The sequence below is a fragment of the Streptosporangium sp. CA-135522 genome (genome assembly GCF_050949235.1).
Lineage (GTDB): Bacteria > Actinomycetota > Actinomycetes > Streptosporangiales > Streptosporangiaceae > Streptosporangium.
This window is the reverse complement of record NZ_CP192026.1, coordinates 8,151,057-8,175,654: the sequence shown is the minus strand read 5'-3', so window position 1 is coordinate 8,175,654 and position 24,598 is coordinate 8,151,057. Positions and strand designations below refer to the sequence as shown.

The 24,598-nt window shown below is 70.8% G+C and carries 18 protein-coding genes; 13 read left to right on the top strand and 5 right to left on the bottom strand.

Annotated features, from left to right (window positions below; all coding sequences use genetic code 11):
• Positions 1-18: 18 nt before the first annotated feature.
• On the top strand, positions 19-1,299 hold the full coding sequence (locus tag ACQPYK_RS38560; RefSeq protein WP_433242708.1) for an esterase-like activity of phytase family protein: 1,281 nt from the start codon (positions 19-21) through the stop codon (positions 1,297-1,299).
• A 68-nt stretch (positions 1,300-1,367) separates the two neighbouring features.
• On the opposite strand, the gene ACQPYK_RS38555 is transcribed toward ACQPYK_RS38560, so the two are convergent.
• Positions 1,368-2,093, bottom strand: a complete 726-nt coding sequence (locus tag ACQPYK_RS38555) for a Mut7-C RNAse domain-containing protein (protein ID WP_433259042.1) — start codon at positions 2,091-2,093, stop codon at positions 1,368-1,370.
• 276 nt (positions 2,094-2,369) lie between these two features.
• Between ACQPYK_RS38555 and ACQPYK_RS38550 the strand changes: the two genes are divergently transcribed.
• Positions 2,370-4,517, top strand: coding sequence for an alpha/beta hydrolase-fold protein (locus ACQPYK_RS38550; protein ID WP_433242705.1), 2,148 nt, complete (start codon positions 2,370-2,372; stop codon positions 4,515-4,517).
• Between the two features lie 211 nt (positions 4,518-4,728).
• Here the strand turns inward: ACQPYK_RS38550 and ACQPYK_RS38545 are convergent, their stop codons facing one another.
• Complete coding sequence (locus ACQPYK_RS38545) at positions 4,729-5,073, bottom strand: MmcQ/YjbR family DNA-binding protein (protein WP_433242702.1); 345 nt, start codon at positions 5,071-5,073, stop codon at positions 4,729-4,731.
• A gap of 242 nt (positions 5,074-5,315) precedes the next feature.
• Between ACQPYK_RS38545 and ACQPYK_RS38540 the strand changes: the two genes are divergently transcribed.
• From ACQPYK_RS38540 to ACQPYK_RS38495, 10 genes are all read left to right on the top strand, one after another.
• Positions 5,316-7,208, top strand: coding sequence for an ABC transporter substrate-binding protein (locus tag ACQPYK_RS38540; protein WP_433242699.1), 1,893 nt, complete (start codon positions 5,316-5,318; stop codon positions 7,206-7,208).
• Positions 7,201-8,241 (top strand): ABC transporter permease, encoded by a 1,041-nt coding sequence (locus ACQPYK_RS38535; protein ID WP_433242696.1) that lies wholly within the window; start codon positions 7,201-7,203, stop codon positions 8,239-8,241. The genes ACQPYK_RS38540 and ACQPYK_RS38535 overlap by 8 nt, the downstream gene beginning before the upstream one ends.
• A gap of 25 nt (positions 8,242-8,266) precedes the next feature.
• The gene (locus ACQPYK_RS38530) at positions 8,267-9,166 is read left to right on the top strand and encodes an ABC transporter permease (protein WP_433242693.1); all 900 of its coding nucleotides are present in this window, start codon (positions 8,267-8,269) and stop codon (positions 9,164-9,166) included.
• Positions 9,167-9,273: 107 nt separating this feature from the next.
• Complete coding sequence (locus tag ACQPYK_RS38525; protein ID WP_433259040.1) at positions 9,274-10,263, top strand: ABC transporter ATP-binding protein; 990 nt, start codon at positions 9,274-9,276, stop codon at positions 10,261-10,263.
• On the top strand, positions 10,260-11,213 hold the full coding sequence (locus tag ACQPYK_RS38520; protein WP_433242690.1) for an ABC transporter ATP-binding protein: 954 nt from the start codon (positions 10,260-10,262) through the stop codon (positions 11,211-11,213). Before ACQPYK_RS38525 ends, ACQPYK_RS38520 begins: the two co-directional genes overlap by 4 nt.
• Positions 11,214-11,225: 12 nt before the next feature.
• Positions 11,226-12,179 carry a S66 peptidase family protein gene (locus ACQPYK_RS38515; RefSeq protein ID WP_433242687.1) on the top strand — a complete coding sequence of 318 codons (954 nt, stop codon included), beginning with the start codon at positions 11,226-11,228 and terminating at the stop codon, positions 12,177-12,179.
• 286 nt (positions 12,180-12,465) lie between these two features.
• Positions 12,466-13,476, top strand: a complete 1,011-nt coding sequence (locus ACQPYK_RS38510; RefSeq protein WP_433242684.1) for an endonuclease domain-containing protein — start codon at positions 12,466-12,468, stop codon at positions 13,474-13,476.
• A gap of 34 nt (positions 13,477-13,510) precedes the next feature.
• Complete coding sequence (locus ACQPYK_RS38505) at positions 13,511-14,173, top strand: hypothetical protein (RefSeq protein WP_433242681.1); 663 nt, start codon at positions 13,511-13,513, stop codon at positions 14,171-14,173.
• Positions 14,170-17,586 carry a helicase HerA domain-containing protein gene (locus ACQPYK_RS38500; RefSeq protein ID WP_433242678.1) on the top strand — a complete coding sequence of 1,139 codons (3,417 nt, stop codon included), beginning with the start codon at positions 14,170-14,172 and terminating at the stop codon, positions 17,584-17,586. The genes ACQPYK_RS38505 and ACQPYK_RS38500 overlap by 4 nt, the downstream gene beginning before the upstream one ends.
• Before the next feature lie 271 nt (positions 17,587-17,857).
• Positions 17,858-18,757, top strand: a complete 900-nt coding sequence (locus tag ACQPYK_RS38495) for an aminoglycoside phosphotransferase family protein (protein WP_433242675.1) — start codon at positions 17,858-17,860, stop codon at positions 18,755-18,757.
• Here ACQPYK_RS38495 and ACQPYK_RS38490 read toward each other — a convergent pair.
• Positions 18,739-19,062, bottom strand: a complete 324-nt coding sequence (locus ACQPYK_RS38490; protein WP_433242672.1) for a hypothetical protein — start codon at positions 19,060-19,062, stop codon at positions 18,739-18,741. The two genes, ACQPYK_RS38495 and ACQPYK_RS38490, sit on opposite strands and share 19 nt — an antisense overlap.
• Between ACQPYK_RS38490 and ACQPYK_RS38485 the strand changes: the two genes are divergently transcribed.
• Complete coding sequence (locus ACQPYK_RS38485) at positions 19,061-19,519, top strand: hypothetical protein (protein WP_433242669.1); 459 nt, start codon at positions 19,061-19,063, stop codon at positions 19,517-19,519. The genes ACQPYK_RS38490 and ACQPYK_RS38485 overlap by 2 nt on opposite strands.
• A gap of 132 nt (positions 19,520-19,651) precedes the next feature.
• On the opposite strand, the gene ACQPYK_RS38480 is transcribed toward ACQPYK_RS38485, so the two are convergent.
• A complete protein-coding gene (locus tag ACQPYK_RS38480) occupies positions 19,652-21,469 on the bottom strand; it encodes an alpha/beta hydrolase family protein (RefSeq protein ID WP_433242666.1) in 1,818 nt (605 codons plus the stop codon).
• Positions 21,469-24,267 (bottom strand): class IV lanthionine synthetase LanL, encoded by a 2,799-nt coding sequence (gene lanL / locus ACQPYK_RS38475; RefSeq protein ID WP_433242663.1) that lies wholly within the window; start codon positions 24,265-24,267, stop codon positions 21,469-21,471. Before lanL ends, ACQPYK_RS38480 begins: the two co-directional genes overlap by 1 nt.
• Positions 24,268-24,598: the final 331 nt, after the last annotated feature.

The window sequence follows — 24,598 nt, the reverse complement described above, 5'->3', positions numbered from 1 at the left end:
ATCGATAGAGGAAGCGCCATGTCGCGTTCATTCATCGCCGTGCTGGCCGCCGCCGCGGCGCTCACCACCGCGGTCGCCGGTCCCGCGGACGCCGCGCCCGGACGGGAGCCGCGGATCGTCTCCGACGTGACGCTGCCCGCCCCGGACCTGGCCGCGTTCGAGCCCGGAATCGTCAAGGACGACAGAGGCGTCAAGCTGGGAGGCGTCGGCAGCGGCCTTCATCCCGCCGGGCGCGCCGGCGAGTACTGGATGGTGACCGACCGCGGCCCGAACGGCGAGCCGAAGGTCAACGGGGAGAAGCGCCGCACGTTCCCGGTGCCCGAGTTCGCGCCCGCGATCGTGCGCGTGGCCGTACGGCGCGGCGTGGCCAGGATCGTGGAGAGCCTCCCGCTGAAGAGGACCGACGGCACGCCGATCAGCGGCCTGTCGAACCAGGCCGGTCACGACGAGGTGCCCTACGGCTGGGACGGCCTGACTCCGCTCTCCTACGACCCCGCCGGGTTGGACACCGAGGACGTCGTCGCCGACGGGCGAGGTGGCTTCTGGCTGGTGGAGGAGTATTCCCCCTCGCTGGTGCACGTGGCCGCCGACGGCCGCATCCTGGCACGGTACGTGCCCAAGGGACTCGGCCTGACCGGGACGGGTTACCCGGTGTACGAGACGCTGCCCGCGATCTTCGCCACCCGTCAGCAGAACCGCGGCCTTGAGGCGCTCGGCATCTCGCAGGCCGAGCGTGCCCTGTACGTGGCCGTGCAGAGTCCGCTGGCCAACCCCGACAAGAAGACCGGCAAGGCCTCCGGCACCGCCCGGATCCTGCGGGTGGATCTGCGGACCGGGCGGCCCACCGGCGAGTGGGCCTACACCATGGAGAACGTCGCGACCTTTGACCCGGCCGCGGAGCAGGGCGACATGAAGATCTCCGCGCTCACCGTGCTGAGGCCGGGCCGCCTGCTGCTCCAGGAGCGCACCGACGCCGTCGCCCGCCTCTACACCGTCGACCTGCGCCGGGCGACCGACCTCCTCGGCGGCGTCCACGACGACCCGGCGACCACGCCGTCGCTGGAGGCGTCCCTTCCCGCCGGCGTCACCGTCGCGACCAAGTCCCTGGCCGTCGATCTGGCCGCGATCACCGGACTTCCCGGGAAGATCGAGGGTGTCGCGGTGATCGACCCCAGGACGATCGCGGTCGCCAACGACAACGACTTCGGCCTCGGCTCCTTCGGGGCGGACGGCCGCCTGATCGACTCCGGCGTCACCAGCCGCATCCTGACCATCCGCCTTCCCCGGCCGCTCCGGTAAGCGCTCCGGCCTCGTCGGGGCCCGCCGCCGTTCGCCGCCGGGACGCCGGACGGCGGCGAAACCGGAACCTACGGATGGAGACCGACCGCGCGCTCCGCCGACCGCACGATCTCCTCCAGGTGTCCGCTGTGCGCGCCACGCCAGTAGATCCGGCCGCACTTCGGGCACCGGCCGTAGACGTCGTAGGAACGCCGGGTCCCGGCCTCCAGCAGGCGTTCGATCTCGTGCTTGCCGACGGGCGCCAGCTCCCCGTTGCAGGCGGTGCAGCGGGTCCACGGCCGCAGCGGCGGTGCGAAACGCTCCAGCAGGTCACTGAGCTGGTCCTGCGGACTGGCGCCCCGTACGTAGGCGCCGAGCCAGAGCGCCCGGCGGCGCAACAGCCCGCGGTCCCGGGTCAGCAGCACGCGGCGCTCCGCGTTCGCCTCGGCGACCAGCGAGGGGTCGTCCATGTCGTTGTGGTAGCTCGCGTCCACGCCCAGCAGCCGCAGCCGCCGCGCGAGGGTGCCGAGATGGACGTCGAGCAGGAACCGGGGCGCGAGCTGACCCGGTTCGAGCGGCACCCGCTGGGGGCGGGGCACGGCGCGCACGTGGACCACGTCGCCGGCGGCGGGCTGGTAGGACGGGCCGACCGCCGCGCCGTCGACGGTCATGGGCCCCACCTCCGGCAGCGGGATGCCGAGCGATTCCACGACGTGTCCCAGCGTGGACGTTCCGTCGGGCGTCACGCGCTGCCACTCGCGACGGCGGCTCGCGGGCAGGAACAGCAGCAACTCGGCGGTGATACGCAGGCGCATGTCGGGTTCGACCACGTTGTCAGCATGCCATCTCGACGGCTTTCTCTTCGGCGACCGGCGATGCGCGGCACCTGCGCCGTGATCGTCTCGATGGATCGATCCACGAGTACGCACAGGTCGCCCGGGGTGACAGGGGTTTCGGCTTCCGCACGGTCGAACAGGCGCCTATTGACATCACCGAAGGGGGTGAGGAAACTCGCCGGAAACAACCTCGGCATCCCTCGTATGCGCACCACTTTGCTGTAAACGTTTACAGCACTATCAAGGAGTGACCCGATGGCCGTTTCGCGATGGCGCGGGCTCGGTGTTCTGGCAGCTCTGGCGCTCGTCGCCGCGCTCGCCGTACCCGGTCAGGCGCAGGTCGGCAGGAGCCGGACCGGCACGATCACCGCAGGCTCCGCCTACTCCGCCGCGCTCGGCGAACCCATCGCGTACAACGTCTACCTGCCGCACGGCTACGGCCGCGGCGCACAGCGGTACCCGGTGCTCTACCTGCTCCACGGCAGGGGCGACACGTCGCAGGCCTGGACCCGGGTCAAGGACACGCTGGACCGGCTGATCCAGGACGGACGCGTCCCCGCCCTCATCGCGGTCATGCCCGACGCGCCCTGGAGCGGCGGCGGCAGCTGGTACGTGGACTCGCGCTACACCGGCGCCGACACGCCCGGCCGGCCGGTGGAGACCGCCTTCACCCACGACCTGGTCGACCACGTCGACACCACCTACCGCACCGCGCCGATCCGCAACGCACGAATGGTCGGCGGCTACTCCATGGGCGGCTACGGCGCACTGCGCTTCACCCTGGCCCACCCCGACCTCTTCGGCGGCGCGCTCGTCCTCAGCCCCGCCGTCTACACGCCGCTGCCGCCGGCGGACTCCTCGGCCCGCGACTACGGCGCGTTCGGTCTCGGCGACCGGAAATTCGTCGACGACGTCTATGACGGGCTCAACTACCCGAACCTGCTGGCCAAGGTGGACCCCGACCTGCCCGTGCGGCTGTTCGTCGCGGTGGGCGACGACGAATACGCCAACCCGCAGCCCGCCGACGCGCACCACGACCTCGACTTCGAAGCCGAAACGCTCTACAACACCGTACGGCGGGCACCGGGCATCTCGGCGGAGATGCGCATCCTGGACGGCGGCCACGACTGGAACGTCTGGGCGCCCGCCTTCGAACAGGGGATGGCGAACCTCGGCCCCACCCTGAGCGTGGTCCCACCGGCCGGGCTGCCCGCGCCGCTGTACGGCACCGCCGGAACCGACTGGGCGGGCGGCGTGGCGGCGCAGGCCGACGGTTCGGCGACCCTCGGCCTGTCCGCCGGCGCCTCCGTCGACGGCCGGCCACACGCGGGCAAGCTCGACGCGGTGCTGGTGCGCCGTGGCCCGGACGGCGCCACACGGTGGACGAGGCAGCTCGGCACGGCCGCCGACGAACGCCTGTACGGCGTCGTCGCCCTTCCCGACGGCGGGGTTCTGGCCGCCGGCTACACCAAGGGCGACCTGGACGGTCACCACCCGGGCAACACCACCGACGACGCGTTCGTGGTGCGGCTGGACGAGAGCGGCGCCGTGCGGTGGCTGACCCAGTTCGGCGTGGCCGGTGCGGCCGATCGCGCCTACGGGCTCACCGCGGCTCCGGACGGCGGAGCCTACCTGGCCGGCTACACCAAGGGCGCACTGGCCGGGACGAACAGCGGCGACAAGGACGCCTTCCTGGCCCGAGTCGACGCCGACGGGCAGATCGCCTGGACACGCCAGATCGGCGGCACCGGCGAGGACAAGGCCTACGGCGTGGCCGTCGACGGCACCGGCGTCTTCGTGGTCGGCAGCGACACGGCCGGGCTGCCCGGCGCGCCGGCGCTCGGCGGGCTGGACGGCTGGATCGCCCGGTACGGCTCCGACGGCACCGCGCAGTGGGTGTCCGCCACGGGCGGCGCCGGAGACGACCGGCTCGGCGCGGTGGCGGTGACCACCGACGGCCTCGCGGTGGCCACCGGCGAGAGCGGCGGCGATCTGCTGGCCGTGGCCTACACCTCCGGAAACCAGCGGAAGTGGACGACGACCGTCGCCACCCCGGCCGCGGACGCGGGGGCCGGGGTGGTCGCCCTGGCCGGCGGCGCCGTCGAGGTGATCGGATACACCCGCGGCCGGGTCGGCGTGGCGGCGGGGGGCGCGGACGTGCTGGCCGTACGCCTGACCGGAACGGGAAAGCGGCAGGCGAGCGCCCAGTTCGGCACGGCCCGCGACGACGGCGTCGACCCGTTCGCCGAGCCGAACCTGTACGCGACGTCCACCCCGGCCGGCGAGGTGTTGGTGAGCGGGCTGAGCTACGGAACCGCGAGCGACGGCGCCGCGCCCGGCAACGGCGACGTGTTCCTGGCGGCCGTCGACCCCGCCACCGGTCTGCCGCGGGCGGCGGGTTAGCGGAGCGGGCCGGTGGCATCGGGTCGAGACCGATGCCACCGACCCCGGCATGCGCCCCGCCCGCGCGAGGAGGAGCCGTTCGATTTCCTCCACCGGAAACGCACTCCGGAGGGAGCCCGGCCCGCGCGAGGAGGAACCGGCCCGCGCGAGGAGGAACCGGCCCGCGCAGGAAGGACCCGGCCCGCGCGAGGAGGAGCCGTTCACCGTGCGGCTATCGCCCGCCCTCGTGCGCGTCGACCAGCTGCCTGGGCGCCGTCAGGCACCACGCCTCGGTGACCAGCTCGAACAGCTCATCCGATTCGATCCCCGCGAGGCGCACCACGACCCAGCCGAAACGCTCCGTGGTGAACTGGACCTCGAACACCTCCGGCCGCTCCGCCACCAGCGCGATCTGCTCCTCGATCGTCGCCTTCAACCCCACGGTCTGCGTCTTCTCCCACAGGTAGCCGAAGCCCTTGCCGCGCACCTTCAGCGAGATCCAGCTGCCGCCGTCGCTCTGCTGGACCTCGGGAAGCCTGTCCAGCATTTCCAGAAACTCATCGACGCTCACACCCATGGCCCACATCTACCAGAGCACTCCGACACTTATCCGTGCGGACATCTGTGCGGACATTCGGGCGCAGCGGCCCGGCGGAGCCGCGACCGTTCCCGACCAAGGTAGAGCCCGGCGGGCGCAGGACGCCGGACCATCGTGATTTTCGATGCTCAGGGTCATGAAGCGTGCACGGTTGTTGGGGGCGCGCCCTCCGGTCGCCAGCATTCGTTCACACACGCATGCCGAACGACCTGGAGACATCAATGGGGACAGGCAACACGCGGCGCAGGCTGACCCTGGCCGCCTGCGCGCTGAGCGGTTCGCTGCTGGTCAGCGCCGGAGTGTCGGCCGCGTCCGCCGCGTCGGCCACGTCCGCGCCGGCCGCGTCGGTCATGTCCGCGTCGGCCGCGTCCGCGCCGCAGGAGACCACGCTGCGGGTGAAGATGTCAGGCTCGGGCGTCGACACGCTCAACCCGTTCCTCGCCTTCTTCAACGGCGCCCTGGACATCTTCGGCTCGATCTATCCCGCGCTGAACTCGCTGGACGCCAAGGGCAGACCGGGCCCGTACCTGGCCGAGTCATGGACGCCGTCGCAGGACAGGCTCACCTGGACCTTCAAGCTCAGAGACGGCCTGAAATGGAGTGACGGCACGCCCATCACGGCCGAGGACGCCGCCTGGACGTTCAACCTCATCATGACCGACACCGTCGCGGGCACCGCCAACGGCTCACTGGTCGGCAACTTCGCCTCGGTCACCGCGACCGACCCCACGACGCTGGTCATCAAGACCAAGGCGCCGCAGGCCAACGTCACCTACGTGAGCATCCCGATCAGCGGCATCCCGATCGTCCCGAAGCACATCTGGGAGCCACGGGCCAAGAACCTCAAAGACGCCAAGAACGACACCTTCCCCGTCGTCGGCTACGGCCCTTGGACGCTCACGGAGTACAAGCCCGAGCAGTACGCGAAGTTCGACGCCAACAAGGACTTCGTCCTCGGCCGGCCGGGCTTCGACCACATGATCCAGCAGAGTTTCAAGTCGACCGACGCCGCCGTCGCCGCCCTGCGCAGCGGCCAGCTGGACTACATCAACGGTGTGAACCCGACCCAGTTCAAGGCGCTGCGGGCGGACAAGAGCCTGCTGACCGCCCGCGAGGTCGGCAACGGCTGGACCGGTGTCGAGGTCAACCACAACGCCCGCACCCGCACCGGCAAGAAGATCGGCACCGGCCATCCCGCGCTCGGCGACCCGGTGCTGCGCCATGCGATCTCGCTGGCCACCGACAGGAAGACGCTGGTCGCCAAGGTGCTCGACGGCATGGGCGGGGTCGGCTCCGGTTACCTGCCGCCGGCCTGGCCGCAGTGGAAGTGGCAGCCGGCCGCGGGCGAGGAGACGCCGTTCGACCTCGCCCGGGCCGGTGAGATCCTCGACGACGCCGGCTACACCAAGGGCGCCGACGGCGTCCGCGTCGATCCCAAGAGCGGCAGGCCGCTGGAGCTGCGCCTGGGCATCCACTCCGACGACACGGCCGACGCCGGCATCTCGACCTACCTCAAGGGCTGGCTGGAGACGATCGGCGTCAAGCTCAAGATCCAGACATTGAGCATGAGCGCGCTCAACAGCGACCTGGCCAAGGGCGACTGGGACCTGCTGATGGACGGATGGACCACCGGTCCCGACCCGACCTACCTGCTCGGCATCCAGACCTGCGCCACGCTGCCCAAGGACGACGGCACCGGCGGCAACACCGACGCCTTCTTCTGCGACAAGGCCTACGACGAGCTGTTCGGCAAGCAGCTCACCACGTTCGACCAGGACGAGCGGGCCAAGGTCGTCGCCGAGATGCAGGACATCCTCTACAGAGCCGACGTCGACCAGATCCACTTCTACGCCGACACCCTCGACGTCGCCCGCACCGACACCGTGACCGGCCTGATCACCGGGCAACCGGACGCGCAGGGCATGTACCCGGCGCAGACCGCGTTCTGGAGCTACCTCAAGGCCACGCCGCCTTCCGCCGAGGCGGCGACCGTCCCGGCCGGAGAGGACGGCGGCGGCGGTCCGCTGTGGATCGGCGGCGGCGTCCTGCTTCTCGCGCTCGCCGGCGGCGGGATCGCGCTCAAGCGCCGTTCGGGTGCGGGTGACCGTGAGTAGTCTGACCGCCGCGGGCCCGGCCAAGCTCGACGGGCGGCGGGTCAAGCGGTCGGACTTCCTGCCCTACCTCGGCTCGAAGCTGGCGGCGGCCCTGGTCAGCTTCCTCGTCACACTGGTCATCGGCTTCGTGATCTTCAGTCTGATGCCGTCCGACCCGGTCCGAACCCTGACCAGGGGCCGTCCCACGAGCGAGGCCCAGCTCGCCCGGCTCCGCGTGCAGCTCGGCCTGGACGACCCGATCTGGGAGCGGTTCCTCACTTTCGTCGGCAACACGCTCAAAGGCGAGCTCGGCTACTCCTGGCAGTTCCAGCAGTCGGTCTCGTCGCTGGTGGCCGACCGGCTCGGGCCGACCCTGCTCCTCATGGGCACGGCCGCGGTCCTGTCGATCGCGCTCGGCCTGTGGCTGGGCATCCGCAGCGGCTGGCGGCACGGCGGCCTGTTCGACCGGATCGCCTCCGGCGCCTCGCTCACGCTGTGGTCGGTGCCGACGTTCTGGCTCGGCATGATCCTGCTGGTCGCCTTCAGCGTAGGTGTGGGGCCGATCCCGAGCCTGTTGCCCGCGGGCGGGATGGACGACCCCGCGCTGCCGCAGGAGGGCCTGGCCCACGTCGTCGACGTGGCCAGGCACCTGGTGCTGCCCTGCCTCACCATGGTCCTGGTGGTCTTCGCCCAGTACGTCACGGTGATGCGTACCTCGATCATCGACGAGCTGGGCAGCCCCTACCTGCTGACCGCCAGGGCCAAGGGCCTGACCGACGACGCCGTACGGCGGCGCCACGCGGTGCCGAACGCACTGCTGCCCTCGGTCACGATGATCTTCATGCACCTCGGCATCCTGGTCAGCGGCGCGATCACGGTCGAGGCGGTCTACTCCTGGCCCGGCATCGGCTACCTGACCTACGAGGCGCTCAAAATCCCCGACCTGCCCCTGCTCCAGGGCACCTTCATCGTCTTCAGCGCGAGTGTGATCATCATGAACCTCCTGGCGGACGTGGTCTACCGCTTCCTCGACCCGAGAGTGCGGGCCCAGTGAAGCGCCTTCACCGAGGCGGCGTCCGATGACCGCCGTCACGCACGCCCCGGCCGTCGCCGGCATCCCGCGCCGGCACGCGTTCGGCCGGTTCTGCCACGCCTACGCCAGGCGGCCCGCCGGCCTGGCCGGGCTCGGCCTGCTCCTCGCCTTCGGCGCGCTGGCCCTGGCCGCGCCGCTGTTCATCGGCGACGACCAGCTCAACGTGATCAGGGTGGACGGACCTCAGCTCTCGCCGCCCGCCGACGGCTACCCGCTCGGCACCGATCAGGCGGGTCGCTCGGTCCTGCTGCTGGTCATCTGGGGCGCACGCGAGTCGCTCGGCATCGGCGTCATCGCCACCGCGCTCACCGTGGTCCTCGGCAGCGCGGTCGGCCTGCTGGCAGGGCACTACCAAGGCTGGACCGGCAGGGTCCTGATGCACGTGACCGACTGGTTCATCGCGCTGCCCAGCCTGCCGCTGGCCATCTCGCTGTCTGCCGTGCTCGGCCAGGGCGCGGCGTCGATCACGATCGCCATCGCGGTGACCTCGTGGACCGCGACCGCCCGCCTCGTGCGCGCCCAGACGCTCGCGGTCGAGGCGAGGCCCTTCGTCGAACGGGCCAGGGTGCTGGGCGCGGGCAACACACAGATCATGATCAGGCACGTGCTGCCCAACGTCATGCCGCTGATCCTGGTCTCCAGCACGCTCACCGTCGCCTCGGCGATCCTGTCGGAGGCCACCCTGACCTTCCTCGGCCTCGGTGACCCGACCAGCGTGACCTGGGGCTCGATGCTCCAGGCGGCGTTCGCGGGCGGCGCGGTCACGGCGGGCGCTTGGTGGTACCTGATGCCGCCGGGCATCGCGATCCTCGTGGTCGTGCTCGGCTTCACGCTCGTCGGCCGCGCCGTCGAGCACGTGCTCAACCCGAGGATGGCAGGCCGATGACGTCGAGGAGCGAGGCGCGGGGGCGAGTCCGGGCGCCGGAGACGCCGGCGACGGGCGGGGAACGGGTCCGGGTGCCGGAAGGGCCGGACGGACCGGCCGGGACCCCGATGCTCGACGTGCGCGACCTGCGGGTGACCTACCGCAACGGCGAGCGCGCCGTGCCCGCCGTACGCGGGGTGAACTTCACCCTCGACCGGGGTCAGACCCTCGGCGTCGCGGGGGAGTCGGGCTCGGGCAAGTCCACGATGGCGCTCGGCCTGCTGCGGCTGCTGGACCCCTCCGCCCAGGTGAGCGGTGAGGTGTTGTTCGAGGGCGAGGACCTGCTGACCGCCAGGTGGGCGCGGCTGCGCGCGGTGCGCTGGTCGGCGGCCTCGGTGGTGTTCCAGGGCGCGATGAGCGCGCTCAACCCGGTGCGCACGATCGGCGAGCAGATCTGCGAACCCATCCTGCTGCACGACAGGAGCGACCGGAAAGCGGCGCGCGAGCGGGCGGCCGAACTGCTCGACAGCGTCGGCGTGCCGTCGCGGCGGCTCGGTTCCTACCCGCACGAGTTCTCCGGCGGCCAGCGCCAGCGCATCATGATCGCGATGGCGCTGGCCTGCCGGCCCGACCTGATCATCGCCGACGAGCCGACCACCGCGCTCGACGTCATGGTCCAGGCGCAGGTGCTGGAGCTGCTCGGCGGGCTGGTGCGCGAGTCGGGCATCGGCGTCATCATGATCAGTCACGACCTGTCGGTGCTGTCGCACATGTGCGAGCGGCTAGCCGTCATGTACGCCGGGCAGATCGTCGAGATCGGACCGTCAAGGCAGCTCATCGCCGAGCCGCGGCACCCCTACACGCGGGCCCTCGGCCGGGCCTTCCCGACGATCGGCGACCCGGCCTCGCGGCTCGCGCCCGCCGGGCTGCCCGGCGACCCGCCCACGCCGTCGGAGCTGGCCGGGCTGGCCAGGCTCGGCGAGGGCAAGGGCTGTGCCTTCGAACCGCGCTGCCCCGAGGCCGTGGCGGCCTGCCGTACCGAGACCGTGGAGCTGCGGCCGAGCGGCCCGTGGCGCGAGGCCGCGTGTCTGCGCGTGCCGGAAGGGAGCGGGGCGTGAAACCCGTGCTCGAAGTCCGCGACCTGACGATCACCTACCCGGCGCGCCGGGGCGCCGCGCCCGCACGCGCCGTCGACGGGGTGAACCTGCAGGTACGGCAGGGCGAGATCGTCGCGCTCGTCGGCGAGTCGGGATGCGGCAAGTCCACACTGGCCAGAGCCCTGGTCGGGCTGGTCGAGCCGACCGGCGGCCAGGTGTTGAGCGACGGCGAGCCCCTGGGCTACTCCGCCGCCGCGCTGAAGGCCTACCGCCGCCACACCCAGCTCGTCCTGCAGGACCCGGGCGGCGCGCTCAACCCCAGGCAGAACGTCTTCGACGCCGTCGCCGAAGGACCCAGGCTGCACGGCCTGACCGATCGGCTCGGCGAGCGGGTGTACGCCGCGCTGGCCAAGGCCGGGCTGCGACCGCCCGAGGAGTTCGCCGGGCGCTTCCCGCACGAGATGTCCGGCGGGCAGCAGCAGCGCGTCGTCATCGCCGGGGCGCTCGCGCTCGACCCCTCGGTCATCGTCGCCGACGAGCCGGTGGCCTCGCTCGACGCCTCGGTCAGGGGCGAGATCCTCAAACTGATCCTGGAGCTGCGCGACTCGCTCGGCCTGTCCGCGCTGGTCGTCAGCCACGACCTCGGCCTGGCCTGGAACATCGCCGACCGGGTCGCGGTGATGTACCTGGGCAGGATCGTCGAGACCGGCACGGTCGAGGAGGTCCTGCTGCGTCCCCGCCACCCCTACACCCGGGCGCTGCTGTCGGTGCTGCCCGATTCGGGTGAGCCCGCCGTGCTGCTCACCGGCGAGCCGCCGGACCCGACCTCCGTTCCCGGGGGCTGCCGTTTCCATCCCCGCTGCCCGCTCCGGGCGGCCGAGCAGGAGCCGCTGTGCGAAAGCCGTGACCTGCCCGTCCTTACCGGCGAACCGTCGCCCGCCAGCCTCGCCGCCTGCCACCTCGTCCGCTGAAGGAGTTCTTCGATGACCGCTTCTCCCCGTTCTTTCCGCCGTCCGCCCGCCCTGCGACCCGGCGCCCGCGTCGCCGTCATCGCCGCCAGCAGCCCACCCGACCAGGCCAACCTGGATCGGGGCCTGGCGGCGCTGGAGGAGGTCGGTTTCAAACCCGAGGTGTTCGCCTCCTCACGGGCCGGCGGGACCGAGTACGACTACCTGGCGGGCGACGACGTCCTGCGGGCCGGTGACCTGGTCAAGGCGCTCGGCGACCCGGCCTTCGACGCGGTTTTCTGCGCCGGCGGCGGATACGGCATGCAGCGCACGCTGGAACTGGTCGACTGGTCGAAGATCGACGCGTCCAGGCCGAAGGTCGTGGTGGGCTACTCCGATGTGACCGCGCTGCTGGAGGCGATCGCGGTCAAGCTCGGCTGGGCGTCGCTGTTCGGGCCGATGGTCGCCTGCGACGGCTTCTACCAGGGACCGGGGGAGTACGACTTCGACGAGCTGATGAAGCTGCTGTTCCATCCGGAGACGGTGACGGAGCTGGTCTTCCCCGACGCCAGGACCGTCGTGCCCGGTGTCGCGGAGGGTCACACGCTGGGCGGCACCGCCACGCTGCTGGCCGCCTCGCTCGGCACCGACACCTCGTTGCCCGCCCGGGACGCGATCCTCTTCCTGGAGGACGTGGACGAGGAGTTGTTCCGGATGGACCGCTACATCACCCAGCTTCGCCGGGCCACCTACAGCGACGGCGTGGCAGGGATCCTGCTCGGCACGTTCACCAACTGCGGCGAGCCGCGTGACGTGGAGCGCATGCTGGTGGAACGGCTGAGCGACCTGGGTGTGCCGGTCCTCGCCGGGGCGGACATCGGGCACGGGATCTCGATGCAGACCTATCCGATCGGCGTACGGGCCCGGCTCGACACCGAGGCGGGCAGGCTGCGTTTCCTGGAGCCGGTGCTCACACCCCACGAGCCCTGACGGCCCGCGGTGTCCGACCGCGGGACCGACCGCAGGACATTTTGCTAAAAATGCCTACGCCCTCCTGTGTGCTCCCCTAATCTCTACAAGATTGGATCATCCGTACATCAAAGGAAACGGCGTGGCGCAGTCATGGGCCGAGCTGCCGATGTGCCGTGCCGTGTGGGTGCGAGAGGCGAATTCCGCGATCGGCACGGTGTCGGCGGACGCATTACCCGAGGGTTTCCCCGCGATATTCTCCTACTTATGGAGTAAAGGGCGAAACGTACCGGAAAATGTCGAAGACGTGCTTCGCGAGCTGGAAAAGGCCGTCGTCGAGCTGTTTCCCGCATGGCTCCCGGGCGCCGAGGGCATCGGTGGTCCGGGGGGCGCCGCGGTGCCCGCCGTACGCGAGCTCGCCGGGCGGGCGGCGGCCGGACGCCGCCACCTCGCTCCCTTCCTGGCCGAACTCGCCGCGCGATCCCTGACGGGTACGGAGCCCCGCGACCGCCGCCCGCGCACAGCCGAGGTGCGTGCCGCGGGACTGGCCCTGGCGTTCGCCGCCGGTTTCCGCCGCCCTCGCACGTCGATCCTCGTCCACGTGCCCGAGGGGCTGTCTTCCGCCGAGGAGGAGACGCTGGTGTCGGCCGGCGAGTGGCTCGCCCAGCGAGGTGGGTTCGGCGTCTGGTTCACCGGCGCCCGGCCGGTCGCCGTCGACCGGATCCAGGCGGTGACCGTGGAACCCGCGCCGCCTCCATCGTCCGCGCCGCTTCCACCGTCCGCGCCGCTTCCACCGTCCGCGCCGCTTCCACCGTCCGCGCCGCTTCCACCGTCTGCGCCGCCTCTATCCTCCGCGCCGCCTCCACCGTCCACACCGTCCGTGCCGCTTCCATCGTCTGCGCCGCTTCCACCGTCCACACCGCCTTCGGGAGGCGTGACTTCAGGGCCCGCCGGTTCTCCCGTCGCGGGACGTCCGCATCCGGCCAGCCTCGTGGAGTCCGCGCTGGAGCGGGCGCTCGGCCCCCACTCCTGGGCCGCGGGGCGAGCCTGGAACCAGACCTACCTGCCGCATCCGCTGGCCAATCCCATCCGGGTGGACCTGATGTGGCGGGACGAGCGCTGTGTCGTCGAGCTCGACGGGCCCGAGCACCGCCACCTGGACAGGCTCGCCGACGACCGGTCGCGGGACGCGCGGCTGCGAAAGGACGGCTACGCGGTCCTGCGTTTCACCAACGAGCGGGTCATGGCCGATATGCCGGCCGTACTCCGTGAGTTGAAGCGGTTCCTGCAAACTCACCGTGGCACGTGCGAAGGGTAAGAACATGCCGGAAACAGGAATTTCATTCTCTGATATGACGATTTTGATGGCCTTGATGGTCGAGGTGGAGGAGGCTTCCAACCCCGTCCTCAAAGAGCGCTACGGTCTGACCCTGACCGGAAAGCAGCGCGAGAGGTTGAACGCCCTCAAGCTCGTCGAGAGCCGGAAACGAGACCGAGCCTTCGTCCATCTCCTGTCCGACGCGGGCTGGGCCAGGATGGCCGAGGAGATCCGGTCCGGCATCTCCGTACCCGGCGGCTCGGGCGGACCGATGAGCCGCGTCCTGCTGGCCTTGATGCACAGACTCCTGACGCGGACCGGGCAGAGCCCCGCGGACCTTTTCCTCCTCCCCGCGAACAATGCGCCCGTTCCCGCTCCTGTTCCCACGCCCGTTCCCGCTCCTGATCCTGCTCCGGCTTCCGCGAGCGAGGAAGGGGACGTCACCGCTCGCATCCGCGCCGCCTACGCCGAGTTGGCCGCCGAGCCCGGCGCCTGGGTCGGCCTGGCGCAGCTGCGACCGCTGCTCGGTGACCTCGCCAGGGCGGAGGTCGACGGCGCGCTCAAGGGGATGATCCACCTGCCGGAGGTGAGCATCGTGCCGGAGAACAACCAGAAGGTCCTCACCCCGGAGGCCAGGGCGGCGGCGGTGACCGTCGGCGACCAGGACAAGCACCTGATCTCGATCGGGGTGCGATGACCGGCCGCGAGCTCAAAGCGCTCCAGACGCTCAGGTTCAACTGGGCCGAGGGCCCGGAGGACGTCTGGAGTCCCTCGGACTTCCACGTGGAGGGTCTGAACCGGACCGTGGAACGTGCCATCCTCGGCGGCCTCGCCGACGTGGTCGGCGGTGGCGCGACCAGCCCGATCGGCCTGGTCCTGAGCGGGCAGCGAGGCTCGGGCAAGACCCACCTGCTCGGCTGGGTCCGCGAGCGGATCCAGCAGGAGGGCGGCTACTTCTTCCTGGTCGGCCTGCTGGACGCGCGAACCTTCTGGGAAAGCACGCTGGTCTCCATGCTCGACGGCCTCTCGCGGGACGGCAGCGAAGGAGAGAGCCAGCTCAAGATCCTGTTGCGGCGGTTGTCCGAGCTGGCCGACGTGCCGCGCTGGGTGCAGCGCGAGGTGATCGGCAACCGTCCGGTGACGCGTGAGGGGCTCGACGCCTTCGCCGACGGGGTGCGCCGGTTCAACCCCCACGCCGGCAAGGACGCCAAGGACACCCTGCGCGCGCTCGTGCTGCGCGCCGGCGCCGACTACGCCGCGCAGGACGTGGGCGACGGTTTCCTGTCCGCGCTGCCCGAGGAGGAGCCCGGTGAACGCGCGGCCTGGGGGATCCGGCAGTTCCCGAAGACACCGCAGGAGATCATCAAGGACCTCTCCCGTCTCCTCGCGCTGACCGGGCCGTCCGTCATCGCCGTCGACCAGATCGACGTGCTCGTCGCGCAGTCCCCGGTCGCCGGTAACGGTACGGCGGTGCACGACTGGCACGACCTGATCGTGGTCGACCAGATGGCCGGCGGGCTGATGGCGCTGCGCGAGACGACCCGCAGGACCCTGACGATCCTGTCCTGCCTGCAGCAGACCTGGACCCTCGTCGAGAAGTTCGCCACCGACACCGCTCGCGACCGGTTCCGGATCATGCCCGACCTCAAGCCGCTCCCCGACGCCGAGACCGCCCGCGCCCTGGTCGAGAAGCGCTTCGCGACCCGGTTCGCCGAACACGGCTTCGAACCTCCCTACCCGACATGGCCGGTACGGCCGGCCGCGTTCGACGGTGCCGGTGAATACACCCCGCGACAGCTCCTGATCAGGATCGACGAGCACATCGAGGCCTGCCTGGCAGACCAGGAGGCACGGGAGCTGGAGAGCCTCGACCGGGCCGCCGGCCCGCAGCCGCCGCGTGTCCGGGAGACCTCCGACTTCACGGGCATCGACGCCCGCTTCGCCGAGCTCAGGCGGCAGGCGCAGGTGGCCGACGCCCTGGACGCCGCCGTCGAGGACGCCGTGATGCCCGCCCTGCTGGCAGCGGGGCTGTCGGCCTGGATCGACGGGCTCGGCGAGGCCGGACGCCGGTTCAGCGTCGATCCGCCGCCCAGCAAGAAGCCCCCGCTCCATGCCCGCCTGCGGCGCACCCTGGACGAGGAGACCGAGGACGAGGCGCACTGGGCGTTTCGCGCCATCGCCGCCACGCACCCGGTCGCCGCGCTGAGCCGCCTGCGTGCCGCCTCGGTGATGGCCGGACTGAACGCCGAGGTCCCCAAGCGGCGGCTGTTCGTGCTGCGCACGGTGCCCTGGTCGAAGGGGCCCCGCACGCTCGCGGCCGTCGCCGCGTTCGAGCAGGCGGGCGGCAGGGTGCTCGTGGTGGAGGAGGAAGACCTCCGGTCCCTGGCCGCGCTACGGCAGCTGTACGCGGACAACCCGCCGGACCTGCGGGCCTGGCTCGCCGCGCGGCGACCGGCGCACGAGGTCAAGCTGCTGCGCGAAGCCCTCGCCGACGCCGACGTCGTGCACGCCGGTGTCCCGCACGTCGACGTCGTGCACGCCGAACCCGTGCATGTCGAACCCGTGGTCACCGAACCCGTGATCACCGAACCCGTGCACGCCGAATCCATGGTCACCGAACCCGTGCACGCCGAATCCATGGTCACCGAACCCGTGCACGCCGAATCCATGGTCACCGAACCCGTGCACGCCGAATCCATGGTCACCGAACCCGTGCACGCCGAATCCATGGTCACCGAACCCGTGCACGCCGAATCCATGGTCACCGAACCCGTGCACGCCGAATCCATGGTCACCGAACCCGTGCACGCCGAACCCGCGGTCGCCGCGTCTGTGATCGCCGAACCCGCGGTCGCTCAGGCGGGCGGCACGCCGTACATCCCGCTCGGCGGCACCGTTCCCGACGGGCGGCCCGTCGGGGTCGAACTGGAGGCCCTCAGGAAGCACGCGGTGATCTTCGCCGGGTCGGGGTCGGGGAAGACCGTCCTCATCCGGCGTCTGGTCGAGGAATGCGCGCTCCAGGGCGTCTCGGCGATCGTGCTCGACCCGAACAACGACCTGGCGCGGCTCGGGGACGGCTGGCCGGAGCCGCCGCCGCAGTGGGTTCCCGGTGACGCGGAGAAGGCCGCCGACTATCTGGCCGCCACCGATGTCGTCATCTGGACGCCGGGCCGCATCGCCGGACGGCCGCTCAGCTTCCAGCCGCTGCCCGACTTCGCGAGCGTCGCCGCCGACGCCGACGAGTTCGCCGCGGCGGTGGACGCCGCCGTCGCCTCGCTCGTGCCGCGTGCCAAACTCGACTCCAGAACGGCCAGAGCCCAGCACGGGCAGGCCGTGCTCAGGGAGGCTCTCGCGCACTACGGGCGCGGAGGCGGTCAGGGGCTGCCGGGCCTCATCGAGCTGCTGGCCGCTCTGCCGTACGGCGTGAGCGGGCTCGCCAACGCCGAGCGGATCGCCGCGGACCTGGCACAGACCCTGAAGGCGGCGATGGTCAACGACCCGCTGTTCGCCGGCACGGGAGCCCCTGTCGACCCCGGTGTCCTGCTCACTCCGCCACCGGGCAGGCGGGCACGGGTCTCGGTGATCAGCTTTGTCGGCCTGTCGTCGGACGAGCAGCGCCAGGGCTTCGTCAACCAGTTGCAGATGGCGCTGTTCGCCTGGATCAGGAAGCACCCCGCAGGTGATCGCCCGCTGGGCGGCCTGTTCGTGATGGACGAGGCGCAGACCTTCGCGCCGTCGGGTGCGATGACCGCCTGCACGCAGAGCACGCTGACGCTGGCCGCCCAGGCCCGCAAGTACGGCCTCGGCCTGGTGTTCGCCACCCAGGCACCCAAAGGGCTGCACAACCGGATCCCGGGAAACGCGACGACCCAGTTCTTCGGCCTGCTCAACGCCCCCACCCAGATCGAGGCGGCCAAGGAGGTGGCCCGGTCCAAGGGCGGTGAGGTCGCCGACATCTCCCGGCTGATGACGGGGCAGTTCTACCTGGCGCCGGAAGGGGCCGCGTTCGTCAAGACGAGGGTCCCGCTGTGCCTGACCCACCACCCCAAGGCCCCTCTCACCGCGGAGGAGGTCGTCACCAGGGCGAGCACCCGCGGGGAACACCGCTGAGGCGCGCGCGCCGCGTTCGGCCGGGCCGGCCGGGTGAACACCTCATCCGGCCGGCCCGTATCCGTACCTGGGCGAAAGCCGCCGATTTGGACCTCCCCGGGAAACGCGCGATCGGCGCTCCGGGGGCGCGTGCGCGTCTCCATCGGGATACGACTTGACAGGCGCGTCCGGAATCGGTCCGATGAACCTCGGCCGGCGTGCGGCGGGAACCGCCGCCCAGGCGCGTCGTCTGTACCATGCGGCGGCTTCACTCCAGGTCAGGAAGGTGTTCATGCGTTCCGGCAAGATGCATGCGGACGAGACAGACCATGACGTCCCTCTGGTGCGCCGGCTGGTCGCCGCGCAGTTTCCGCAGTGGGCGGACCTCCCCGTCGAGTCGTTCGATTCCTCCGGCACCGACAACGCCATCTACCGGCTCGGCGACGACATGGCCGTGCGTCTACCCCGCAGGCCTGGTTCCGCCGCGCAGGTCGAGAAGGATCTGCGGTGGTTACCGAGGCTCGCTCCACTCCTCCCTGTGCCCATTCCCGTCCCGCTCGGTGCGGGAAAGCCCGTTGAGGGCCATCCCCTGCCGTGGTCCGTCTACCGTTGGCTCGACGGCGAGAACCCGTCCGCCGACTGCCTGACCGAGCCGAGCCTGCTCGCGAAGGATCTGGCGGAGTTCGTCACCGCGTTCCGCCGGATCGATCTCCCGGACGGACCGCCCGCCTACCGAGGTGGGCCGTTGGCGGTGCTGGATGCTCCAACGCGCGCTGCGATCGACGAACTGCGAGGAACGGTCGACACCGACGCGGCGACCGCGGCGTGGGAGACCGCCCTGAAGGCTCCCGAGTGGGCGGGTCCACCCGTCTGGATCCACTCCGACCTGATGCCAGGAAACCTGCTGGTCGTGCAAGGACGGCTCAGCGGCGTCATCGACTTCGGCACCGCGGGCGTAGGAGACCCCGCCTGCGACCTGATCGTCGCGTGGAACCTTCTCCCGGCCGGCGTGCGCGACGACTTCCGCACGGCCCTCCAGGTCGACGACGCGACCTGGGCACGCGGACGCGGCCGGGCCCTGTCCATCGCACTCATCGCGCTTCCGTACTACAAGGACACGAATCCGGTCTTCGCGGCGAACGCACGGCACGTGATCCATGAAGTCCTCGCCGATCACGAGAACGCTCCGTGAAAGACACCCGGACAGGCGGGCCAAGCCATCGCCGCGATCGGCGCGAAGCCACCGGTTCGCGATGTGACCTCGGTGAGCACACGCGCCTGACCGGTCGGCTGATCAACGGCTGACGGCACGCGGAGATCGAGGTCGGGCAGCGACGTTCGGCTCGTGGACAGCGGCCTCGGTCGCGTCCCGGCCGTCGTCGCCGACGAGGGGTAGGAGATCGATTTTTCCAAGCGTTCTATGCGCCAGATCGGATGACGCGTTCGGCGTTGGGCGGCGCGTAACCGCTGGCGGACCCCGGTAACCTTGGCCGCCATGTCCAAGTTGATAATGAACGGGCGAGTTCCTGGATTGCTCGCGATGGTCGCTCTGACCGTTGCCGCCTGCGGCGGCACCGACGAGAAGGCATCCGCGTCGCCCCCCGCCGCTCCTCCCGCGTCGAGCCAGTCACCCGCGGGATCTCCCGCGTCCGAGACGCAGGCCCACGAGGTCACCCTGGAGGTGAACGGCAAGGGCAAGCTCTACCAGCCGATCGCCTATTTCGCCGACACCAACGGCAGCGAGTCGGATGTCACCCTCCCCTGGAAGAAGACCGTGACAATCGAACTGACCAAGGCTGAACAGAAGGCCGGCTATCTGGTCTCCGTCATCCCCGGCTCGGTCCGCGGTTCCAACGGCATGCTCGAACCGGCCAAGTGCCGCATCCTTGTCGACGGCAAGGTGGTCGCCACCAACGACAGCGGCGAGAACACGTGTAAGCACACCTTGAGGTGAGCCGGGCTCGTTCCGCTTGACGTGCGGGGGCTGTGCTCCGGTCGTGCTCTGATCGTGCTCTGATCGTGCTTCGGACGGCCGAAGCACGGCACCGCTGCTTTTCGCGCCTCAACGGGGCGAGCCTTTCGCGCCTCAACGGGGCGAGGTTGCTGCGGTGCGGAAGAACTCGAGCACGTGGCGAGTGATGGCGTGTTCGCCGCTGCCGGACAGCGGGTCGTGACCCGCTCCGGGAACCTCGAGGTAGGTCATGGGCGCGCCGTGGAGGTGACGGGTCCGGAGCAGCCGGTCGTGCAGGCGACGAGAATGGCTGACCGGGATGATCGGATCCTGTTCACCGTGCACGATGAGGAGCGGTAGCCGGATGCGGTCGGCCAGCCGGAGCAGATCACGTGGACCGAGGTCGTCATCCCGGATCTCCTCGCGACCGCCGAGCCGGTCTATCAGACTGCGGACCGATCCCGGCCCGTCCTCGTAGAGCAGCGCCCCGGACAGGAAGGGCGCGACGACCGTGGCACGGTCCCACAGGCCCGGCTCCGCGGCCGCGGCCAGCAGCGCCAGGTACGCGCCGTAACTCGCCCCGTAGAGCATGGGCCGAGGCCGGTCCGGGCCGCGCTCGGCGACCAGAGAACGGCCCAGGTGCAGGATGTCGGCCAGGTCGGGACCGCCCCAGGCACCGTGGACGGCGTAGCGGTGGGTCGCACCGTATCCGGTGCTTCCCCGCTGGTTGGGCGCCACCACCGCGATGTCCTCGGAGGCGAAGCGCTGGAACAACGGGTCGAATCCGAGCCGCCAGGCGGCCTCGGGGCCTCCGTGAAGCGCCACCACCAGGTGCCGGCTGCTGACCGGGTCGCCGTACACGATGGCCTCCGTGGTCCCCGCCGGCGCGGCGTACTGCCGCGTCCGGGCGGCGGTCCATCGGGACCGGTGCCCGTCGCAGGGAGCGAGGGGACGTGGCCGGGACGGTTCCGGAACGGTGATCACGCCCGTCGGACGGTCCGAGGCGCTGTGGATCAGTCGCAGGCCGCTGCCGGACCAGTGGGCGGTCGGATGCAAATCGCCGGGGGGCAGCTCGATCTCGCTCGTGTTGTCCGCCACCAGGTCGTGGACCAGCAGGTGGGAACGGGCACGTCGGATGACCGACAAGGCCAGGAGCCGTCCGGTGGGATCCAGCGCCAGCGGAGTGACGGTGCCCTCGATCCCGTTGAGCCGATCGGGGAAGGCCGCCGGCCCCCGGTCGCCGAGACGGCGGACGCCGAGCCGGTGGCCGCCGTCCTGTCGTGCGGCGGTGAGAAGCACTCCGCCGTGCGGCGCGGCCAGCAGCAGATGTTCGCCAGCGGGCAGGCCGAGGGCGGTCAGGTCGCGTTGCGACAGATCCAGGACCATGGTGCCGGCTCCGGGCTCGGTGGAGACCAGCGCGAGCCTGTTACCGCTCTCATCGAGCCAGACCCCTCCGCCGACCGGGTACGGCAGCCGGACGATCCGTTCCAGTGGAGCGGTCCGACCGGACAGGCGCCACACCACGGTGTTCGTGTCCCCGTCCGTCTCCAACACCAGGGCCGGGATCCGGGCCGTGCCGGGTAAGAGCCGGAGACCGCCTCTCCGGACACTGATCAGCTCGACTTCCTCGACCGTCTTCCCGCTGTCCGGGTGGGGGACGAAGGTGAGCCGCGAGCCGTGGGCGCCGGACCGGCACAGCAGGAGGTCGCCTTCATCCGTCGGGAGCGGCACGCTCGCCATGGTCTCGCCGTTCTGGGTGCGCACCCTCCGGGGGCGGGGCGCGAGACCGGTGAGGTCCCACAGTTCCGGGCTCATCGGGGAATCGTGGTCATCTGCGGCCAGGCAGGCGGCGTACCGCCCGCCGGGGGAGAAACGGAAGTTCAGCCTGCGGACGAACGGCCGCTCCTGCTCGCCGGTCGCGCCGCCGGCCCGGCTCTTCGTTGCCGAGATCATCACGCCCCGGCCCCGCGGGCCCGCGCACCGTCGTCCATCTCGGCCATCCACCGGCGTGGCCCGCCGTGGCGCAGCCGGTACAGGAAGTCCAGCACTCCGGCCAGCCCGGTGTTCCAGCCCATGGAGATCTCGGTGTCGTTCTCGTCCGGCACCACCAGCAGTCCGTCGCGCAGGACGGTGCGTGTCCACAGGCACGCGGCCAGTTCTTCCGCCCGCTCGTGATAGGCGGGCTCGCCGAGCAGGTCGGCCATGTCGAGCAGGAACAGCCCGTCACCGGCGAGGCCGTGGCAGGAGGCCGTCCCCGAGTTCAGCCGAGCGTCGTGTACGGCGACCGCGGCGCCATGGGCGGCGTCCCGGAAGCGCCGCTCTCCGGTCGCCGCATACAGGCGTACGAGGTAGGTGCCGACGCCGGAGGATCCGTTGCACCAGTGCGGCAGCTTCTGCCCATCCAGCGGGCCCGACGCCCACCAGGCGGCCTCGCCCTGGTATTCGGCCGCCGCCACCAGGGTCTCCCCGGCGAGCACGGCGGTCTCCAGACAGTCGTCACGATCGAGTTCGACTCCGGCGGTCAGCAGGTACGCCGCGATCCCGGCGACGCCGTGGGCGAAGCCGTAGTGTTCGGCACCCGCCAGCTTGGAATCGAAATCCACGGGAATGGGCCACGTCACCGTTTCCGGGGTCTGCTTGGCCGCTTTCAACAGGCCGTCGGCGCATGCGTCCGCCAGGTCCCGCAGCCGTGTGTCGCCCGAGGCGCGCCACAGGTGCAGCAGCGCCATCCCCGTCCCGGCTGCGCCATGGCAGATGTCCGGGTTCGGCCAGGTGGTCGGCAGGCTCAGCCCCAACTCCAGGCCGGCGGTGCGCAGGCTCTCATCGCCGAGCGCGCGGCCCGCCTCGTACAGAGCCACGGAGATACCGGCCCGGCCGAAATACAACCCCGGTGAGGGCCGGCGCTCGCGTGCCAGCCGCCGCACCGTCCAGTTCGCGGCCTTCCGCAGTCCGGTCGTCAGATCGGCACGTGTTTCCGGCGGCAGGGCGTCACCCGCCCGAGCGGGATCCACCAGCGTGGCCCATAGCGCGATCACTCCGGCCGAGCCGTACTGGACGGCGCACGGATCAGCCGCCAGGGCTGAAGCCGAGGGCCACAGGTGGGCGGACGGTGCGGTGTCCGTCCCGGGCGACATGGCGCGCAGCGAGTAGGCGATCCCGTCATGGAGCAGGCGGTCTTGCTCGGCCACCCCCAGGCGGAAGCCCTCCGTCCGGGGAGAGGAACCGATCTGCTCCACGTCGATCTCATCGAGAAACGCCCGTACCCGCCGCAGATCCCAGCGCTGTGCGGGATCCTCCCGCATAAGGCCCAGGATCAGCGGAGAGAGCGCGGTCGCCATCGGGTCGCCCGCGCTCGCGACCCGCGTCACCGTTTCCATCCGCTCGTCCCAGGAACGGGAACCGGCGGGCTGATCCTTCAGATGGGGCGGGGAAGAAGCGACCGCGGACAATACCGTCGCCCCCAGCGCGTACAGGTCGGCTTCCTCACCGAGGGCGGGACCGTACTGCGCCGAGTTCATCTGTTCGGGCGGCGCGAAGCCGGGAGTGTAGGCGTAGGAGACCGGGGTGCCGGGTACGGCGGCCATCTCCAGGTCGATCAGGCGGCAGTCGCCGTCGGTGGTCACGATGACGTTGCTAGGCGTCAGGTCGCGCAGCACATAGCCCTGTCCGTGAACGGTGGCGACCAGTTCGACCAGGCACCGCAGGACGGATACCACGGTGCCCGGCTGGTCGCGGGCCGGCCGCTCGCGGTGGGCGCTGTTCGACCATGTGTTCAGCGCGGTGCCCTCGACGCGCTCCTGCGCCAGGAACAGGTTGTCGTTCTGCTCGAAGAGCAGCACCGTGCGCGTCGTGATGCCCAGCGGTCCGAACAGGTCGAGCATGCGCGCCTCGTGGCGCATCCGATCACGTTCGTCGCGGCCGTCGAACCAGGCGCCCAGATGCGGGCGCGCCCGCTTGATCACCACCTGAGCGCCGGTCGCGCGGTCCTCCGCCAGGAACACCCCGCCTTTGGCGCCGTGCCGGATCGCCTCGCGCACGACGAACCGATCGGCCAGCAGGACCGCCTCCGGCGCGGTGGTCCTGACCGGGGCACGGCCTGAGTCGAACGGGCAGGTCGCCCACGCCGGCGGGGAATACCACGCTTTGCGCTCGTCGGTCCCATGAGTGCCGTCAGGCGCGACGAGCCGTGAGGCGTAGTAGCCGTCATTGTCGAGCACGCGGGGCGCGGAGAACACCCCGAAGCGGTAGTGCACCAGACTGCCCGGCCGGTAGACCCGGTCAGAGAGGATCGGCGAGCCCGGCAGGCCATAGGTGGCCTTGTGCAGCTCTTCCGCGATCTCCACGGCCGCCTCGTCGTCCGGTGGATACACCGTGATGAACTTGCCCACCGAACCGCGGCCCTGATTGCGTCCCACGAGCCGGACCAGCTCGTCCACCGTGGTGGCGTACTTGAACGGGCAGCGACGACGCCCCAGTACCCGTACCGCGCGCGACAGCACCAGCGGTGCCGACAGCGGCGTGGCCGACAGGTGGAGCTTCCAGCCCTGCGCCTGCGTGGCCTGTCCGGCAGGAGTCACGTACGTCCACGGCGAATCGACCTTGAACTCCCATCCTGGGGCGTCCTCGGTCTCCGAGCCGCCCGTCCCGCCCGTCTCGTTCGTCACCCGGCGCAACGTCGCCCGGGCGATGTCCGCCAGGACGTGACAATCCACGCGGGAGATGCCGTCCACGGCCGCACCAAGCTCACTCACAACGCCGAGTCCCCTTCGTCTTCGTCTGATACGTGCCGAGGTCGAGCCGCTCGTTTGATGTGGCCGCTCGAATCTCGTCCATGACGGGTTCTTTCGCGCCTTCTCCGGGCGCTGACCAGGTTGCCGGCAGGGGCTTATCGCGGCCTTAAAGACTTCCGCCGCTTCCAGCCGTGACGGCTATAAGCAACCGTTAAGGACGGTTTGGGCGAACTGCCGCCCGGCCCGGGGAGGTCTGGGCACGGCAACAGCGTCTTCCGTCCCGGCGATTTCGGTGATTGACGAAATTTGAAGACAAGAGTCGGGAGCGCTATGTCATTCCAGTCGAAAGTGA